Below are 18,311 nucleotides of genomic sequence, written 5' to 3'. Positions count from 1 at the left end.
GTAAGCGTAGAGCTTCAGTGTCTTTAATTCATCAACTAACTGATCTGATGTACATTTGAAAAGGGCGATGTCTGACGACAAGCCCAGAGAAGAGAGGAAATTTCCGGCTCCACACTGGGTCGTTTATAATTTGTCATGACAATAACCCTACTGAACAATCGCTATCAAGTTATCCAGGTAATTGGCGCTGGTGGGTTTGGCGAAACCTTTCTCGCAGAAGATGTCCATCTGCCTTCTCGCCGTCGCTGTGTGATCAAGCAACTCAAACCGATAACCAGTAATGCTCCGCAAACTTACCAACTTATCCAACAGCGCTTTGAACGAGAAGCAGCAACCTTAGAGTATTTGGGTGAAAGTTGTAACCAAATTCCTAAACTTTACGCCTACTTTTCTGAGAATGGGCAATTTTACCTCGTCCAAGAATGGATTCACGGCCAAACCCTGACCAAAATTGTTGAAGCCAAAGGATTTGAGAGTGAAACTGCTGTTCGGCAAATTCTCTTGAGTTTGCTTTCAGTCTTAGATTATGTTCACAGCAAAGGGATTATTCACCGCGATATCAAGGCAGATAACATCATTCTCCGTTCTGCTGATGGTAAGCCTGTTTTGATTGATTTTGGTGCAGTCAAAGAAACAATCCGTTCGGTGGTGAGTTCTCCAGGATACCCGACGCGATCGCTCGTTATTGGTACGCCTGGATATATGCCTAGCGAACAAGCTGTTGGCCGCCCAGTTTACGCCACTGATATCTACAGCTTAGGTTTAACAGCGATTTATCTGTTAACTGGCAAACACCCCCAAGAATTGCAAACTGATCTGAAAACTGGGGAAATACTTTGGCAAGATCACGCGCCTCATGTCTCTTCCCAATTAGCTTTGGTACTTAATCAGGCAATTAAGCCTCACGCTGGCGATCGCTACAGCACTGCTAGTAAAATGCTGTATGCCTTGCAGTCTGCTAATCATATACCTCCTGAGTCAACTGCAAATACTTCTACAGTCAGCTTTTCTCCCACCGTTACACCGACTCGACAAACCCAGCCATTATATTCACCGCAAAAAAACTCTGTAATTCCAGGGTATTCCTCTGGTGGAAATTGGCAAAAACCTGCTGTGATTGTTGGTAGTTTGCTTATAGGCGGCTTGATTGGTGCAGTAGCACTTTCTAGCATGACTCGTCAGCAACAACCAGAAACAACTATTGCCACAAGTCCCGCCCCATCGCCCGAATCTTTGCCTTCCACTCCTCCATCTCCCGAACCGCCTGTTTCTTCCCAAACTTCTCCAGTTTCAGTTATACCGATATCGCCACCACAACAGCCAGTAATTGCCGATCCTTTGCCCACCTATAAGCCCCCAGTTATATCGATCCCACAGCCAAAAAAAGAGCCTGTAATTTTAGATACTCCATCGCCAGAAGCAGTTCCTACACCACAGCCAGAACCAAAGAATGAGGCAAGGGCAGTTCCTACACCACAGCCAGAACCAAAGAATGAGGCAAGGGCAGTTCCCACACCAGAAGCGCGTTCCACACCACAAAACAAGCCCCGCAGTAAATTGGCTGCCACTACTAGCAGAGAAAGCGTTCCCGCATTTCCTACAGGTACAGGAAGAAACATCGTAGAAGCTACTCTCGGCAAACCAAATCAAGATTTGCGAGGCGCATGGGGTAAGACTCGGGCTGTGGTTTACAAACTTGTGCCAAACAAAATTGACCTTGGCTATTTATTTGATCGTAACTCCAAAGTGCTGCGTCAAACTGAGGTATCTTTTGCCCAATCGGTAGACCCGCAGGTAATGGAGACTACCTTAGATGGAATGTTAAATGGGCAAGCCACTGAAGAAATTAAGCAGGGACTTAAACAGGTGCAACAGCGTCAGTCTGATAATTTTAGTTTTGAGAATGGCTCAGTCAAGGGTCAGATTATCCGCCAACAATGTGATTTTATTTACATCAGCATTTGGGATGTAGATTTACATGATTTTGTGAGTCCATCTACAGCCAAGCAGTGTTAATTTCCTGGAAAACATTGTTTTCAAAAGTTAAATTTTTGTATCCTATAAGACAGATTCGGTATCCGATATAGTGATTAAAAAACTGTTTTGATTGGGCTACAATCAAGATAATTTCAGTCTTCCCAAACACAAAAACCCAGTTTTTAGAATTAGTGCATTTGTTTTCTAGGTTTTGTAACTAAACCCATGAAAACCTGTCTTTCCCATTCCCCATTCCCATTCCCCAATCCCCTAATTCAATTCTTAATCTTCATAAAGTTATAAATAGCATTATTAAGTTTTTAATAATACTTGTCTCAGCTTCTACATTTATGTCGTAAATTGCGATCGCAATTGTGTAATCTAAAGACAGCAAAGCTAAATTATTCAATTGAGGTCTAATGACTCCTACAATCATGCGTCAGCTTTGGTCAGTGGTTGAAACCGCTCAAGCCAAGCTCCTCTTACAACTGGATGATGCTAGTTTAGTGCAGTGGTTAGTGAAACAAACCGAAACGCAAGTCTTGTTAGATTCTAACGAAACTGATTATCTCTGCCACTACATTCAATCTCGGCTAGCCCTTATACGCGATCTTGCCCATGAACGTCAGTGTTCATGATCGCTAAATTCAGAATTCAGAATCCTTCTCGTTATTGACTATTGGCTTTTTGGGGAAAATAACCTTCCACTAAGCAGTCAGAGCCGACTAAACGCCAACGAACACGTTCTAAAGACAACGCCTCAGTCATGGTAGTCAAACCTAAATCGCCCACTGGTGTGGGAGCAATGCTACCACCAATGATTTTCGGGGCAATAAATGCTAGAATTTTTTGTACTGCTCCTTGAGCGATCGCACTAGCAGCTAAGGTACCACCACATTCCCATAACACGCTGCAAAACCCCCGTTCATATAAGTACGCCATCGCCTTATCTGGTGTCAGTGATGTTAATTCCACCACCTCCACACCAAGTTTTCGCAACAGTTCTTGAAAATCGGGGTTAGCACCTTTCTGTGTCAACACCAAAGTTGGAGCATCGGCAGTTTGCCACAGATGGGCACTTTCCGGTAAGTTGAGATGGCGACTCATCACCACCCGCAGGGGATTATGTGCCCCCACTTGATGGCTAGTTAAGTAAGGATTATCTTGTCGGACTGTATTACCGCCGACAATTATGGCATCACAAGCCGCCCGCAGTTGATGTACTTCCTTGCGGGCATCTTGGCTTGTTACCCAAGCGCTATTACCAGAGGTAGTAGCGATTTTGCCATCTAAAGTCATGGCATATTTTAAAATTCCCAAAGGTCGTTTGTAGAGAATGCGATGCACAAAAGCTTCATTTAGCTGATAACAAGCTGCTTCTTCTACTCCAACTAGCACTTCGATCCCCGCCGCCCGTAAACGAGCAATACCATTTCCAGCTACCAATGGATTGGGATCAACCATACCCACTACGACTTTTGCCACCCCTGCTTCAATCAATCCTTCCGAACAAGGGGGAGTACGCCCGTAGTGATTGCAAGGTTCAAGTGACACATAGATTGTTGCACCACGAGAATGATCCCCTGCTGCTTTCAAAGCAAACACTTCTGCATGAGGCTCACCTGCACGAGGATGAAACCCAACGCCTACAATTTCGCCATCCTTGACAATCACCGCTCCCACTAGGGGATTTGGCGAAGTCCGTCCTAAAGCGCGGCGAGCAAGTTCTAAACACCGTAACATCATGCGAGAGTCAAAGTCAGTTCCTACCTTTTCCTTTGGTAGTGAATTCGAGCCAACTAAGGATGCGTCTGCTTGAGCGAACACTGGGGAATTATCCATAATTTTAGGCAATGTAAATATTCTGCACGCGATCGCGCCGCCTCTCCACAAGAGAATCGCGCTTTCATCCTGATAATTAAACAGTAATATTTACATTACAGTTCAGGGTAACTGAAACTTTAGCAGATTTCAAAATTGATAATTGATCTAAATAGAATTCAGGAGTCAGTTGTCAGAGGTTTTTTGAAAAGTGGTTGGCTGTAATTTTAGGCACTTACTGATCCCCCCTAATATCATGTCCGCATAAATAGTTATGATTCCCACAGTCATTACACCCCACCCCCAACCCCTCCCCGCAAGCGGCTATCCATTACCCGGATCTTTCTTAACATGGCTGAAAAGCAGACAAGATAAAGGTTATAGAAAATGATCTGGTGGTGTGGCTTGACAAAATAAAATAATTATGCAGATGGGGATAAATTCCGAGAAGTGCGATCGCGTAGCGTGCCGGAGGCAATCGTTAACTGTAGACAATTGTGGATTCCGGTTCGTGGAACACTTGGTCTAGTTTTGACTGCAAAGCAACGTGGCAAAATAACAGCAGCACGACCGATTTTAGAGAATTTGCGCTCTTTGGGGAATGTATCTCTCTGACCGTGTAATCAATCAAGCACTGGCGTTGGTGGGGGAATGATGTGCGATCGCTTTTACTGGTGTTACTGTAAATTGGTTCTCATAGCGATCGGCTAACATCATCAAATCTACTAGCGAACCCCAACGAAACCAGCTTGCTCAATTGCTCTTTGCCCTTGGTCAGTTAATAAAAGATTGGCATAAGCATTTCCAATCTGCTGTTCTCGACCTTTATTCTGCTTAATAATCACAAACAAATTCGCAATCATGGGATAGCTGCCATTTTTGATTGCCTGAGTATTTAGCTGGTTGCGCTGACGTGGACACTGCTCAGGTGATACCATTGGTTCGCGGTAGGGGGGAATTAGTTGACCAGAAGTGTTACCCAATAGCAAAGCCTTCACACTACATTGAAAGACTACTGAACGGGCAGAAGCATAATACACACCACCAGGGGTTTTACTGAGTTGGCGCACTGCGTCTGTAGTAGAGTAGACATACTGCACATTAGAGCCAAGTGCTTGCCCCTTGAAGTTGCTGTTCCTCGTGAATATGACGGTATCTGCGTCCTCCGGTCGTTGGGAAAAAGCTGTGATGGGTAGGTTTGGACCACCGACTTGATTCCAGTTAGTAATTTGTCCCAAATAAATTTGCTGCAATTGTTCAACACTTAAACCCGACACCTTGAGTGATGGATTGACTACCACTGCTACCCCATCCATACCTACCTGACGTTGCTCAAGGGTGAAGCCTCGCTCTTTTGCCATAGCTTGTTCTTCATCTGTGAGAGGGTGGGAGGACTGAGCAAAGTCTAGTTTCCCATCAAGTAACATCCGAATACCTGAGCTAGAACCAGGGCTACCAGTAATCGGGTCTAGGTAGCGTAATTGTAGTTCCGGGCGAGCGCTCTGGATCTGAGAATCTACTAATTGTCGGATAGAGGCCCAAGCTGTACTACCTCCGTAGTTGAATGAGGCAGGGGGGACATCAGCAACGGTCTGAAAATTTGATGTATTATTAGAGACAGCGTTAGCATTTTGATTAGAGGAATCAGCACTGTTGCGGGACAATAAATTCGGCTTCAGTAACCACCAAAGCAACCCGCCAATAACCATAAGTGTCAGCACTTTACCAATAATCAAACCTCTGAGAAAGAGGGCGATTTCGCTGTTAATTAAAGCTTTTCTTTGATTTGTATTGTCCATATCTTTAAATATTGTTTATTGTATTTATCTTACAGGAATACCTAAGTATTTATTCCACAGTAATCTTTAAATATTTAGATTCAAAGTAAATCTTTCATAGCTAGTTAATAGCCAGTTTTAAAAGTGCTTGGCTGTAGTTTTAGGCACTTGTTGATCCCCCCTTCAAAACCGGGAAGAATCAAAGTCCCCCCTTTTGAAGGGGATTTAGCGGGGAGATAAAACGTTTTGCTAACGATCAGAGGACTTTTAAAACATCCTCTAATAGCTAGTTTTATGATTGCTACTAGATGATTAACTTTTTCTAATGTACTGAAATCAAATTTGCTCTTTGGTAGTCTTTGTAATGGTGCAATTGCTTTGACAGACTCCCATGTTAGCTGCTGATTTGGCTACTAGGCTATTGGTATTAGTTAACCGTGACTCAACAAACTTCTCTAGAAACCTCTTTAGTTGAGTAGGTTGGTTCGGAAGCGATGTTCCCGTATTAATAAATGTATATATTAAAACTATTACTATCAAACTAGTGGTGGCACCAAGACCTATGCCCAGCAGCAAAATAAAATTTCTATAAGTTAGCAAATAAGTATCATCAGCGTTTTGATTGATATCAGCAGATTGTGAGGACTGTGACAACGCCAGATATGAATTAAGGGCTTGCAAAGCTTCTGTGGCAGAATAATAACGCTGGTTGTAGCGATCGCTAACCATTGTATCTAAAATATTTGCCAGAGCGTCACTTACCTGTACCCGATCGCGCCAGATGACTTCTCCAGTATTGGGATCTTCTGGTAGTTGCTCAGGTATTAAACCTGTCAAGGCTTGAATGCAAATCATCCCTACTGCATAGATATCACTGCAAAGTTTTGGCTTTCCCTTAGCCTGTTCGCTTGGCATATAGCCAGGAGTCCCAACAGTAATTGTTAAACCTGCTCCCAAAACACCAATCCTCTTAATACTCCCAAAGTCAATTAGCACAATCTTCTGATCGGAGTACCGCCGCATTAAATTTTGAGGCTTAATATCTCGGTGAATAATTTTGTTTTCGTGGACGAAGGCCAGTACTTCGAGGATCTCTTTTAATAAATTTAAGACTGCATTCTCGCTTAGATGCTGACCTGGTATAATTTCTTGAGTTAAGGAATGACCGTCAATAAATTCCTGGACTAAATAAAAATCTCCATCTTCATCAAAATGGGCAAACAGTCTCGGAATTTGATCGTGGTCGTTGCCTAGCTGGTATAAAACTTCCGCTTCTCGGCCAAATAGGTTTTTAGCGATCGCTACAACTTCAGGATTGGGATCTTTCGGGTGGAAATGTTTGACCACACAATGGGGTTGTCCGGGTAAATCCAAGTCTCTGGCTAAGTAGGTATCACCAGATCCTCCGCTTCCTAAGTGTTTGACAATCTCAAAGCGATTGCGAAGTGTTTTTCTGGGGATAGAGGATTGATGGTTGTTATCTATAGCACCTTCTAACAAGTAAGTATTATCAGCTCCCTCGCTTTTTGGCAGTTTGACAGTCCCAAAGCGACTTCGGAGTGTTTTTCGCACTAGAGGGTTCTGGCTCATCCGGCGTATACTACTTCTTAATTTACTGACCATTCCGAGCTTAGGTGAGGTTATGAATCCCTGCCGCTAGATTTGTTGGTATCTGAGCTAGTCAGCTTCTCAGGCTTCATGGGCGTGTTGTTGTTATGAAGTTGTTGTAATAATTCTAGCAATATAACCATATATTAAGTAAATTTTACACTAGTTCACACGATCATCTAGCTTCATGGATAGGGCTAAAAAACAGATATTGGATTCATTAGGGACTTCTAAAAAAAATACTCAACTACTTCTTGTGGGGTGGGCGACACGAGAGCCCGTATACAAAGGCGCTCATGTTTCCCACCCCACAAGATTGGAGAATTTATTTGTTGTCAGTCCCTTATGCATATAGTCACGAAAAAAGCCCCCTACTGGGGGCTGATTAAGTTGTTCGCGTGGAATGAACAACTAAATAATTAATACTCAGAGTAAATACAGTAATCCGAACAAAATAATCCAAATCACGTCAACGAAGTGCCAGTAGATTTCGGCTGCTTCAATACCAAAGTGCTTTTCGTTACTGTAGTGACCCGGAACGCGCGATCGCCACAACACAGAAACAATTGCCAAAACGCCGATAGTTACGTGCAATCCGTGGAAACCAGTCAAAACGTAAAATGAACTAGCAAATAAATTGGTAGTTAAACCAAATTCTAAATGGGTATATTCATATACTTGACCTACCAAAAAAGTAGCACCCATCAGAGCGGTAATTGCTAACCAGATTCGCGCACCCCGTGTATCGTTCTTTTTGATCGCAGTGTCAGCATTGTGGATGATAAAACTACTAGAAATTAGATTGATGGTGTTGACTCCAGGTAGCAATAGTTCTAATTCTGGGGTACCTGCTGGCGGCCACACGGGCAAGGTAGCACGGAAAGCTAAGTAGGCTCCGAACAGTCCCATAAAAATCATCCCTTCAGCAATCAGGAAGACATATAGCCCAAACAGGCGATGATCTGGATGTTCTTCATGATGACCAACTGCTGCTTCTGCCGCGTGGTGATGATTTAGTTCGGTTTTAGCTGGGTCAATAGTTTGACTTTGCATGAATTTTGATTAAGTGGGGAATTGGGAATTGGGCATTGGGCATGGGGCATTGGGCATTGGGGGCATTGGGGAGAGAATTAATTAACCAGTCCCTAGTCCCTAGTCCCCAGTCCCCTGTTTATTTTCGGTCTTCGGGATTGGCAGCAACTGCTGGGTCTGGTTCTGCTCTTAATACTGAATTTGGCCCAGCAGATAAAAATGGATTGGGATCAGATAAAGGTACACCTTCATCAGCCTTTTCTAAACCATAGTCGTAGGGTCCCGTAGCCAGGACTGGGGTTTGATCAAAATTTTCGATCGCAGGTGGTGAGGTAGTCATCCACTCTAAGGTAAGCGCCCTCCAGGGATTATTACCAGCTTTCTCGCCGTACAACCAACTCCAAATGGCATTGATAATGAAGGGGAATGTCGAAATTGCCAGTATATAAGAGCCATAGGTGCAGATTTCGTTCAGTGTGGTGAATTTGGGGTCATATTGGGCGATCCGGCGATTCATGCCCATTAAACCCAGCTTATGCATGGGTAAAAAGGTCATGTTTAAACCGACAATTGTTAAGGCAAAGTGAACCTTACCCCAAAATTCGTTTACCATCCGTCCCGTCATTTTCGGGAACCAGTGGTAAATGGCAGCAAAAATCCCTAACACACTACCGCCAAATAAAACGTAGTGCAGGTGGGCAACTACAAAATAAGTGTCGTGAACGTGAATATCAAAGGGCACTGCTGCCAACATCACGCCACTAATCCCGCCAATGACGAAGGTGCCAACAAAGCCAATGGCAAATAGCATGGCACTGTTAAGCTGGATTTTTCCACCCCATAGAGTTGCTAACCAGCTAAATATTTTAATTCCTGTGGGTACGGCGATGATCATGGTGGTGATCATAAAAAACATCCGCAACCAACCGGGAACACCACTGGTAAACATGTGGTGCGCCCAAACAATTAGCCCCAAAAAGCTAATGGCAAGGGAGGAATAAGCGATCGCTTTATAGCCAAAAATCGGCTTGCGGGAATGAATGGGGATAATTTCTGAAATTGCGCCAAAGAAGGGCAAAATCATGATGTAAACTGCTGGGTGGGAGTAAAACCAGAACATGTGCTGGTATACTACTGGGTCGCCACCGCCAGTTGGGTTAAAAAATGTTGTCCCGGCAATTAAGTCAAAGGAAAGCAGAATCAAACCTGCTGCTAAGACTGGGGTTGATACCAAAACCAGTGAGGAAGTGGCGAACATCGCCCAGCAAAATAAGGGCATTTTGTGTATGTCCATGCTGGGGATACGCATCTTGATCAATGTCACCAGGAAATTTATCGACCCCAAAATTGAGGATGTACCCAGCAGCAAGACACTCATAATCCAAATGCCTTCACCCACTTGTCCTGTTACCAAACTCAGGGGAGGGTAGGAAGTCCAACCGGCATCTGGTGCATCGCCCACCACTAAACTGGCGATTAGCAACACACCCGCAGGGGGAATCATCCAAAAGGCAACAGCATTCAGCCGAGGAAATGCCATATCTTTTGCCCCAATCATCAGGGGAATTAGATAGTTAGCAAATCCTGCCCCGGCTGGCACGATCCACAAGAAAATCATGATCGTGGCGTGCAGCGTAAACAAACTATTGTAGACTTCCGGGGTAACAAAATCTACCTCTGGAGTTCGTAGTTCAGTACGAACCAAGTCAGCCATTACGCCGCCAATGCAGTAGAAAATAAACGACGTGACGAGGTATTGAATCCCAATCACCTTATGGTCGGTTTGAAAGCCAAAGAAGTCTTGCCATTTTCTGATCCCCGGTTCTTCAAGAAGGGCGGGGATATTGGCAGTTTCTTGCAACTGAGCTTGTGTCATAGTGATTAGTCATTGGTCACTTGTACTGAGCGGAGCCGAAGTATTAGTCATTAGTTATTAGTCATTGGATTTTGACTGAATAACATATTGACTAATGGTGAACTTGATGGAGGATTTCTGGCTGAATTCCCATGTCCTTGGTGTAAGGCGCGAGAAATTCATTTGGGGATAGATCGGCAGGGTTAACAGCGATCGCTTGATTTAGCGTTTCTTTGCTAGCAACTAGCTGTTCTTGTACCCATTTATCAAAGGCTTCTTGTGGCTCAACAACTACTGGCGCTCTCATCGCACCGTGGTAGGGGCCACAAAGTTCAGCACAGATGAGGACATAATCTCCTACTTTTTTGGGGGTGAAGCTAATCTCGCTTTGTCTACCGGGGATCGCATCTTGTTTGATGCGGAATTCTGGCACCCAGAAGGCGTGGATGACATCGTTGGCTGTCATATTGATTTGCACTTTTCGCCCAATGGGGACGTGCATTTCACCTGTAGTGATCCCAGTTTCAGGATAGGTGAAAATCCAGGCATATTGTAAACCAGTGACGTTTACCTGTAATTCTGCTGGTTTGCTTGCTTGATTGGGACTATCTCCAATTGTTGGGGCAACAATACCGACACCTGGGGCATTCCGCAGTTGGGGGATTTGGTCAGCATTGCGGACTTCTGCGGTAGCTGGGTCTTCCATTGCCTCATCAGATTTTTCTTGATTGAGGTTGGGTACGATGCCAGGAGGTGTATCGCTTAAAGTTGCGGCCATAGCACTTCCATGCACTGGCATTTTCATCGACTCCTGATTCATCGGTGCTTCATGGATGGAATGGGGATCAAAGCCACCCATTTCGTTGTAGACATCAAAGCTGTAAACAGAAATACCGATAACGATAATTGCTGGGATCGCCGTCCAAAGAATTTCTAGAGGTACATTGCCCTCAACTGGTGGGCCGTCTTCATTGTCACCTGCACGCCGACGATATCTAAATGCAGAGTAAATTAAAATACCTTCAACGAGCAAGAATATACCTGTAGAAACGATCATCATCGCGTTGAACAGACCATCCACCAAAACGGCTTCATCCGTGGCTGCTGCTGGCAACAGACCGTGATTTTGACCGTACCAAAGGCTGGCTAGCGTTAGCACGATGCCAATGAGTAATGTCCAGATTGAACTTGGAATCTTCACGGCTTACTTAAATTGAATTTACTACGTTATCTTAAAGCTGCCCACTTACTAAGGTAGTCTAGGCTGTAAGAGATGGAGTCCAAAGGTCTGAAATTTTTATTAATTTTTTTGACTATTTTACTAATCTTGAGTAAGAGTCTAATATCATCTAACGCCAAAAATAGATGTAAATCAATCTAAAAATTTAATAAAAAATTTAGAATGTTTAAATTAATTGCCATTAATCAATTGCTCACATCTTGAAAAATACCTAAAGCTTCAGGGAAAACTTTGCTGGAGTGATTCAAAGTATAAGTGAGTGCTAATCTATAAACCTTTAGCCTATACGCTAGGGTGAAGATGGGACGCTAAAAGAAAATTGAAAATTTTAACAGAGCCACCAAGAGCGGGCAGAAGGTATCATTCATGAGCGAATTTGTCCTACAACAACAAAATGAAGCGGCGCTTGGGCAGCAAAAGCCCAAGGAAATGATTCGGCGCTTGGTGTGGAAAATGTGCATAGCCACCTTAATTTTGATGGCCATAGGCAGTGCCACCCGCGTCATGAATGCTGGGCTTGCTTGCCCAGATTGGCCATTATGCTATGGCGAACTTGTGCCAGCCAAGCAAATGAATTTCCAAGTGTTTTTGGAGTGGTTTCACAGATTGGATGCAGCTTTAATTGGTTTAAGCGCGATCGCACTTTTCGGTTTATCCTGGTGGCGTCGTCCTTTCTTACCCTCTTGGCTACCTTGGGCATCCACATTCGCCCTCTTTCTAATCGTCTTCCAAGGCATCTTGGGGGGACTCACCGTTACCGAACTGTTGCGGTTTGATATCGTTACCGCCCACTTAGGAACGGCGCTATTGTTTTTTAGCACTCTCCTGATTATCGGCATGGCACTGACACCCTATCAGGGGAATGGAACCGTTGGTAAGTTGCCTTGGGTCGGTTTAACTGCTGCTGTTCTGGTTTACCTGCAAAGTCTGCTAGGTGCTTTGGTAGGCTCTCGCTGGGCGCTACACCAATGCCTGGGCGGTTCTCAACTTTGTACTGTGATGTACAGCCATATTGCTGGTTTGGTGCCGCCAACAGTGGCAATTTTGGCAATGGTATTTATCTGTTGGCGGACACCAGCACTACATCCAGCCTTGCGGCGACTGGGAAATATGGCTGGTGCGTTGTTGACCTTACAAATCTTGTTGGGATTTGCCACCTTCAAATTACACCTCCAAGTGGAGCCTCTCACCGTCTCTCACCAAGCTATAGGAGCTGCTTTGCTGGGTACTTTGGTGGCTTTCACAGTTCTTGCACTACGTGACTCAGTTAGTGCTGATTCACAAGTGCTGAGTAGATAGTGGGGCATTGGGCACTTGTACTGAGCGAAGCCGAAGCATTGGGCATTGAAAAGAGGCAGAGGGGCGGGGTGCTGCTCTTGCAGAGGGAAAAACTCTTCTCCCTGCTCCCTGTTCCCTGCTCCCTGCTCCCTGCTCCCTCACTCCCCACTCCCCACTCCCCAGTCAGAGGCGCAACGGCGAGTATTGCGACCTACGCAAGTGCAGAAAATCTGTGTTTTCGTTTGCTTGAAAAAGCCAACTTAAGTGGGGGCTGTATATAAGTTGTTGAAAAATAAGGAACCAGAGCCAAAATGATTGAGACTAATGTCTCTCGCCACCACGAAACATTTTTACAGGTAATTCAAAGTTACTACCAGCTAACTAAGCCTCGGATTATTCCGTTGCTTTTGATTACCACGGCTGGGAGTATGTGGATTGCTGCCAAGGGAGAAGTAGACCCATTGCTGTTGCTAGTAACTCTCACTGGTGGCACTTTGGCTGCTGCAAGCGCCCAGACGATTAACTGTGTCTATGACCGGGATATTGATTATGACATGGAGCGGACGCGCCATCGTCCCATACCTTCGGGTAAGGTACAGCCGCGCGATGCTCTAATTTTTGCGATCGCACTGGCGACAATTTCCTTTACACTTCTAGCAGTATTTGCCAATCTGTTAGCCGCGCTGCTAGCTTTCTCTGGCATCGTCTTTTATATTTTGGTATATACCCACTGGCTAAAACGCCACACTACCCAAAATATCGTTGTTGGTGGGGCGGCTGGGGCAATTCCGGCGTTAGTGGGTTGGGCTGCTGTCACAGGCACTTTAAGCTGGTCAGCATGGTTAATTTTTGGCATCGTCTTCTTGTGGACACCACCCCATTTCTGGGCTTTAGCTCTGATGATTCGGGATGATTACGCAAAAGTTGGGATACCAATGCTACCTGTAATTGAAGGTGATACGGCAACCGTAAAGCAGATTTGGTATTATACGCTGCTTACCGTAGTTGCAACCGTGTTATTAGTTTATCCCTTGGGCGCGAGTGGAATTCTTTATGCTGCGATCGCCGTAAGTCTGGGAGGATTATTTATCCACAAATCTTGGCGGTTGTTGCAAAATCCAGAGGATCGCGCTGTCGCTAAAGAGTTGTTTCTCTTTTCCATCTCCTACATGATGCTGTTGTGTCTGGGGATGGTAGTTGATAGTCTTCCCGTTACCCATAATCTAATTAGTGCGGTGAGCAATCATCTGCATTTTATTGGATAGGGGATGGAAAATTTAGCGATCGCGTTTGGTAAAGGGGCGCGATCGCATTTTTGGAAGTTAAAAAATATACATAATAATTAGTCATAGGCAAATTGATCAAAAAGCTAAATGTTGACAAATTACATTCGTACAGCATTGCACAAAGCAACCTACGAGTTGCTTGAGGATGGAACTTTTTTTGACATCTCCTCCGGCTTCTAGCCGGAGGATTCTAAATGATGTTGCTACGGGGTCTAAAAGACCCACTACGCAACGTTTTACTAATTGATTTTTAAACAAATCAACTAGCTTTGGCACTGTCAAAATGCCCTACCCGCCTCGACCAATGAACTTGGCTGTGCGGCTACTTTTGGATCTTCCAACCATGAAAATTTTACGCACCAATGGCTCTTTGAAAAAAGACTTTTTGATGCAACCCTATATCTTCAATTGTCATGGTTCAAACAGGCGCACGGTCGTTTTGAACTATTGTTCAGTTGTGCTACCATCACATCAATATAACATATATTCGATGTCATGAGTAGATTTAGTGCAAGGTTTTCTAAAGAAGAATACGAAGAGTTGGTGCAATTAAGCAAGAAAAAAGAACGGTCGATAAATGATTTGATTAGGGAGGCTGTCAGACAATATGTTGAGCAATCAAATAAAACGAGCAAGCCTGATAAATCAGGCGGATAGCTTTCATCCCCCGGCTAGAAGCACAGATGTAACTTGTAGCGGTGCGGAAAGTTACATCTTCGGGGGTTCTCAGCATCTTTCCGATAGCGAAATTCCAGAATGTCAAGGAGTTTGGGCAAACGCTGCAACACTAGAAGCTTGTCGAGAAGATTTGCAAGATGCTCTTGAAGGATGGATTATTTTAGGATTGCGTTTGGGTCATACTCTACCGATACTCGATGGTGTTGACTTGAATTTCACCAAAGAGGTCGCCTAATGCCAGCCTTTGGATCGATTAATCGGCGGGATCTGATTCGTTATCTGAAAGATGCAGGTTTTGATGGGCCTTACCCAGGTGGTAAGCATCAATACATGGTGAAAGGTGAATTAAAGCTGACAATTCCCAATCCACATCAGGGAGACATCAGCCCAAGCTTACTAATAGCGTCTACAGTCTCAAATTACTTTTGCTAGCGTAGTGATATAGAGTTTATCGCTCCCCAGTAAGCAGCTGAAAGCAAAAGGATTAATATGGCTCATTTAAATCAGCGTCGTCCCCAAAATGTCAACGGCGATTTTTATGTAGATACTACCTGTATTGATTGTGATACCTGTCGCTGGATGACTCCTGAAGTGTTTTCTCGTGTTGATGAACAGTCGGTGGTTTATCATCAACCAACCAATGAGGCCCAAAGATTAGCAGCACTGGAAGCACTTTTAGCTTGTCCTACTAGTTCTATTGGCACAACTGAGAAACCAAAAGATATCAAAGTTGCTCAAGAAAAGTTTCCCATATTAGTAGCGGAAAATGTTTACCACTGTGGCTATCATTCTGAAAAATCCTATGGAGCTGCTAGCTATTTAATTAAACTTCCAGAAGGTAATATTTTGGTGGATTCTCCCCGGTTTACGCCGCCTTTAGTCAAGCGTTTAGAAGAACTGGGGCCAATTCGTTATATGTACCTAACTCATAAGGATGATGTGGCAGATCATCAAAAATTTGCCGAGCATTTTCAGTGCGATCGCATCCTCCACACTGATGATATTACTGCGGATACTCGCAATGTAGAAATACAACTAACTGGTTCTGAACCATTTAGTTTGACACCAGATTTATTAATTATCCCAGTTCCCGGTCACACCAAAGGACAAACCGCCCTACTTTATAAAAATAAGTTCCTCTTCACTGGCGATCATCTGGCTTGGTCAGAAAGCTTGCAGCAACTGACTGCATTTCACGGTGCGTGCTGGTATTCTTGGTCAGAACAGACTAAATCAATGCGTAACTTGGCTAATTATTCTTTTGAGTGGGTGTTACCAGGTCATGGGCGAAAGTTTCATGCTGATAGAGAAACCATGCGCCAACAGATGCACAAATGCATTGAGTTGATGGAATCTTTGAATTGACTGAATAATTATGAATTATTTGGTAATCTGGAAAAGGCTACGAAAAACCTAACCCTCTTGCCGATGCTCTCAGGGGGGAAATTCAAACAACCTCTTATATAAAGATTGGTGGATAAATCCCGCACTGTGGTTTTTAACCTATTTCAAAGTTCAGTCAAAATCAAGTCTTCTCGTTTCAATATGCTCGTGGTGTTGCGGCACTGACAGCATGGCTTCAATATGAGGATTTGCCCATTCTGCGGCTATTTTCAGAAAATCAGGATCGTCGTTGACACAATCAAGCCGTGTGTAAGTCACTGTTGGATACTGACGCTGCAAAGATTGAATCGCATCTTCGACATCAAGAATGGTTTCATAATTCTCAGTTACCCAGCCGAGGGGTTTAAATAGAATGGTTTGGGCACCTGCTGTAATCAAGCTTTTCGCGGCTTGTTTCAGATCGGGTTGTGACCAATTAATGAAAGGTGTGTCATGATTCACCCAACCGATAGAGACTAGGGGATATTGATGCTGCAACTGTGCTTGGACGCGATCGTAAAGGGCTTGTCCATCAATTACCCCAGTTAACAGTCCTTGCGTTTTTTCTGGGCCACCGTGAACCGTTAATACAATGCCAATCTGAGACTCAAAAAAGCGACCAACAAATAGCTGATTCAGAGTTTCCTTAATCCGACGCACCATCAAATCAATGTAGGCAGGCTCAGTCGCAAAGGCTGGAATATATCGAATTGCTTTAAATGGCGAATGTTTAGGCTCATTTACAGATGCAGTTGCAGCAATAACTTCATTGACTTGCTCTACAGCTATTTTGCCCGTGAATGCAGAATCGACCACAAGCATTGGATAAATCAGCAAATTCTGAAACCCTTGCTTAATGATATCTGCTGCAACTTCTTGCACAAAGGGTTGACAGAAATAAAATCCTTTGAACACTTGCACCCGATTTCCCCATTGGTGTTGTAACTGTTCTTCGATACCAAGACGTTGTTTTTCAAAAATCTCATTTTCGGGTGACATGAAATGATCGTGCTTGACTCCAAAATTGTACAAATCTTGAAGTGCGAGAAACCAACCAGCAAGAGGGTATAGCCATTCTGGAATCGGCACAAACTGAGATGCAATATACTTAGTTGCAGCTTGGTTGTAAACACTCAGAGCGCGGTAAGATTGCACTTCACCATACCCTGCAAGCAAAACTGCCACGCGATCTGGCAAATCACTATTTTGGGTTCCGACGGGTTGCGTCCCTTGAGATTGATGACTAATAATCATTGTTTTAAGCCTGAGTAGGTTGTTTTTTAGAAGAACGTCGTAGATGAAGCCACATAGAAATTCCCGTAAAAATTAATATCAGCAAGCCGAGAGCATTCAGGAAGGGATAAATTACTTCTAGATTAAGTGCCCCAAAGTGTCCCTTGTGCAAATTTAATAACCAGTCAAACGCATCTCCTTTGCCTGCCAAATCAACAATCTGATAAACCGATCCTGTAATGGCTGTCAGCAATAGAGGCAACAACATAATGGGAGCAAGTATGCGATGAAAACGGCGAATAGCTTGAAAATATTGGCTGTTCTTTTTGGAGGTTGTCATCAAATAATTCCTTATTTGTTGCTTCAAAGCTTTAGAGGATGTTTGAAAAGTCGTTGGCTGTGATTTTAGGCACTTTTCGATCCCCCCTAACCCCCCTTAAAAAGGGGGGAACCGGAATCAAAGTCCTCCTTTTTAAGGGGAGCCACTGCGGTCTTCTCCCTTGGCGCTAGCCTCTCCCTTTGGGAGAAGGGGAGACGCTAAGAGCGGTAGCGAGTCCGCGTACTCTTACAGAGAAGCAAGCTACGCGCAGCGTCTCGTAGAGAGCGTCTGGGGGTTTCCCCCATGAGCAAGTGGCGTGGATTTAGGGGGATCTCCAAGGGTTACGCGTATACAAAAAAACCTTTCAAACAACCTCTTAGACAGCTATCGACAGAATAATTTTGTCTAAGTAGAGCGGCGTGAATAATTCAAGGTTTGTAGTGTACCCCTTCGGGGATCTTGCTACGCAAAGCATCTCGGAGAGAGGACTTTAGTCCTCTGCTTTTCTACGGATTTACCACCACGAGAATTCCAGATAGGAAATACAACAGACCTAGAATCAGCTTCCCGATAACTCTACCTGTACCTCTTGATTGAAAGGCATAAACAATTTGAGTAATTCCAGCAAAGATGAATATCCAGCCAAATAGTAGGGTTGAAGCAACACTAGCAAAGAAAGGAAATGCAATCGCAATGATGCCCAACACGATCACGAGAATAGCGATCGCGGTTGTCCATCCAGAACTAACAACTTGCTCATCAGTTTCAAACTCAATAACTCTCATGTTCATCTCCTTTTCAATTTATATAAAACATTTGATGG

19 protein-coding genes are annotated in these 18,311 nt (G+C 44.1%); 9 read left to right on the top strand and 10 right to left on the bottom strand.

What is annotated here, in order from left to right; translation table 11 throughout:
- Positions 1 to 135 precede the first annotated feature (135 nt).
- A complete protein-coding gene (locus tag V7K97_RS07415; protein WP_334800173.1) occupies positions 136 to 2,016 on the top strand; it encodes a protein kinase domain-containing protein in 1,881 nt (626 codons plus the stop codon).
- 380 nt (positions 2,017 to 2,396) lie between these two features.
- A complete protein-coding gene (locus V7K97_RS07410) occupies positions 2,397 to 2,615 on the top strand; it encodes a hypothetical protein (protein WP_322677946.1) in 219 nt (72 codons plus the stop codon).
- A 31-nt stretch (positions 2,616 to 2,646) separates the two neighbouring features.
- On the opposite strand, the gene ribD is transcribed toward V7K97_RS07410, so the two are convergent.
- Positions 2,647 to 3,819 carry a bifunctional diaminohydroxyphosphoribosylaminopyrimidine deaminase/5-amino-6-(5-phosphoribosylamino)uracil reductase RibD gene (ribD, locus tag V7K97_RS07405; RefSeq protein ID WP_334800171.1) on the bottom strand — a complete coding sequence of 391 codons (1,173 nt, stop codon included), beginning with the start codon at positions 3,817 to 3,819 and terminating at the stop codon, positions 2,647 to 2,649.
- A gap of 429 nt (positions 3,820 to 4,248) precedes the next feature.
- Here ribD and V7K97_RS07400 point away from each other — a divergent pair, with 429 nt between their 5' ends.
- Positions 4,249 to 4,413 carry a DUF3368 domain-containing protein gene (locus V7K97_RS07400; RefSeq protein WP_334800170.1) on the top strand — a complete coding sequence of 55 codons (165 nt, stop codon included), beginning with the start codon at positions 4,249 to 4,251 and terminating at the stop codon, positions 4,411 to 4,413.
- Between the two features lie 110 nt (positions 4,414 to 4,523).
- Here V7K97_RS07400 and V7K97_RS07395 read toward each other — a convergent pair whose 3' ends face one another.
- The 5 genes from V7K97_RS07395 to V7K97_RS07375 all read right to left on the bottom strand — a co-directional run bounded on the left by V7K97_RS07395 (position 4,524) and on the right by V7K97_RS07375 (position 11,272).
- A complete protein-coding gene (locus V7K97_RS07395) occupies positions 4,524 to 5,597 on the bottom strand; it encodes a PstS family phosphate ABC transporter substrate-binding protein (RefSeq protein WP_334800168.1) in 1,074 nt (357 codons plus the stop codon).
- 315 nt (positions 5,598 to 5,912) lie between these two features.
- On the bottom strand, positions 5,913 to 7,166 hold the full coding sequence (locus V7K97_RS07390) for a serine/threonine-protein kinase (RefSeq protein ID WP_334800166.1): 1,254 nt from the start codon (positions 7,164 to 7,166) through the stop codon (positions 5,913 to 5,915).
- A gap of 444 nt (positions 7,167 to 7,610) precedes the next feature.
- Positions 7,611 to 8,237, bottom strand: coding sequence for a cytochrome c oxidase subunit 3 (locus V7K97_RS07385; RefSeq protein WP_334800164.1), 627 nt, complete (start codon positions 8,235 to 8,237; stop codon positions 7,611 to 7,613).
- A 118-nt stretch (positions 8,238 to 8,355) separates the two neighbouring features.
- On the bottom strand, positions 8,356 to 10,092 hold the full coding sequence (gene ctaD / locus V7K97_RS07380; RefSeq protein WP_334800163.1) for a cytochrome c oxidase subunit I: 1,737 nt from the start codon (positions 10,090 to 10,092) through the stop codon (positions 8,356 to 8,358).
- A gap of 91 nt (positions 10,093 to 10,183) precedes the next feature.
- Complete coding sequence (locus V7K97_RS07375) at positions 10,184 to 11,272, bottom strand: cytochrome c oxidase subunit II (protein ID WP_334800162.1); 1,089 nt, start codon at positions 11,270 to 11,272, stop codon at positions 10,184 to 10,186.
- A gap of 405 nt (positions 11,273 to 11,677) precedes the next feature.
- On the opposite strand from V7K97_RS07375, the gene V7K97_RS07370 reads away from it, so the two are divergent.
- On the top strand, positions 11,678 to 12,610 hold the full coding sequence (locus V7K97_RS07370; protein WP_334800161.1) for a COX15/CtaA family protein: 933 nt from the start codon (positions 11,678 to 11,680) through the stop codon (positions 12,608 to 12,610).
- Between the two features lie 290 nt (positions 12,611 to 12,900).
- Positions 12,901 to 13,854, top strand: coding sequence for a heme o synthase (locus V7K97_RS07365; protein ID WP_334800159.1), 954 nt, complete (start codon positions 12,901 to 12,903; stop codon positions 13,852 to 13,854).
- Between the two features lie 96 nt (positions 13,855 to 13,950).
- Here V7K97_RS07365 and V7K97_RS07360 read toward each other — a convergent pair whose 3' ends face one another.
- The gene (locus V7K97_RS07360; RefSeq protein WP_334800158.1) at positions 13,951 to 14,151 is read right to left on the bottom strand and encodes a hypothetical protein; all 201 of its coding nucleotides are present in this window, start codon (positions 14,149 to 14,151) and stop codon (positions 13,951 to 13,953) included.
- A gap of 219 nt (positions 14,152 to 14,370) precedes the next feature.
- Between V7K97_RS07360 and V7K97_RS31945 the strand changes: the two genes are divergently transcribed.
- From V7K97_RS31945 to V7K97_RS07345, 4 genes are read left to right on the top strand one after another with little or no spacing between them, the layout of a single operon-like run.
- On the top strand, positions 14,371 to 14,532 hold the full coding sequence (locus V7K97_RS31945; RefSeq protein WP_442936849.1) for a ribbon-helix-helix protein, CopG family: 162 nt from the start codon (positions 14,371 to 14,373) through the stop codon (positions 14,530 to 14,532).
- The gene (locus V7K97_RS07355) at positions 14,483 to 14,788 is read left to right on the top strand and encodes a type II toxin-antitoxin system HicB family antitoxin (protein WP_334800156.1); all 306 of its coding nucleotides are present in this window, start codon (positions 14,483 to 14,485) and stop codon (positions 14,786 to 14,788) included. The genes V7K97_RS31945 and V7K97_RS07355 overlap by 50 nt, the downstream gene beginning before the upstream one ends.
- The gene (locus V7K97_RS07350) at positions 14,788 to 14,985 is read left to right on the top strand and encodes a type II toxin-antitoxin system HicA family toxin (protein WP_334800154.1); all 198 of its coding nucleotides are present in this window, start codon (positions 14,788 to 14,790) and stop codon (positions 14,983 to 14,985) included. Before V7K97_RS07355 ends, V7K97_RS07350 begins: the two co-directional genes overlap by 1 nt.
- A gap of 57 nt (positions 14,986 to 15,042) precedes the next feature.
- Complete coding sequence (locus V7K97_RS07345) at positions 15,043 to 15,918, top strand: MBL fold metallo-hydrolase (RefSeq protein WP_334800152.1); 876 nt, start codon at positions 15,043 to 15,045, stop codon at positions 15,916 to 15,918.
- A 150-nt stretch (positions 15,919 to 16,068) separates the two neighbouring features.
- On the opposite strand, the gene V7K97_RS07340 is transcribed toward V7K97_RS07345, so the two are convergent.
- The 3 genes from V7K97_RS07340 to V7K97_RS07330 all read right to left on the bottom strand — a co-directional run bounded on the left by V7K97_RS07340 (position 16,069) and on the right by V7K97_RS07330 (position 18,273).
- Positions 16,069 to 17,190, bottom strand: a complete 1,122-nt coding sequence (locus V7K97_RS07340) for a ferrochelatase (protein ID WP_334800150.1) — start codon at positions 17,188 to 17,190, stop codon at positions 16,069 to 16,071.
- A gap of 4 nt (positions 17,191 to 17,194) precedes the next feature.
- Positions 17,195 to 17,509, bottom strand: coding sequence for a hypothetical protein (locus V7K97_RS07335; protein WP_334800149.1), 315 nt, complete (start codon positions 17,507 to 17,509; stop codon positions 17,195 to 17,197).
- Positions 17,510 to 17,994: 485 nt separating this feature from the next.
- A complete protein-coding gene (locus V7K97_RS07330) occupies positions 17,995 to 18,273 on the bottom strand; it encodes an HdeD family acid-resistance protein (RefSeq protein WP_334800147.1) in 279 nt (92 codons plus the stop codon).
- Positions 18,274 to 18,311 lie beyond the last annotated feature (38 nt).

This window comes from Nostoc sp. (genome assembly GCF_036917815.1).
In the GTDB taxonomy this organism is placed as follows: Bacteria; Cyanobacteriota; Cyanobacteriia; order Cyanobacteriales; family Nostocaceae; genus Nostoc.
This window is presented reverse-complemented; position numbering and strand designations above follow the sequence as displayed.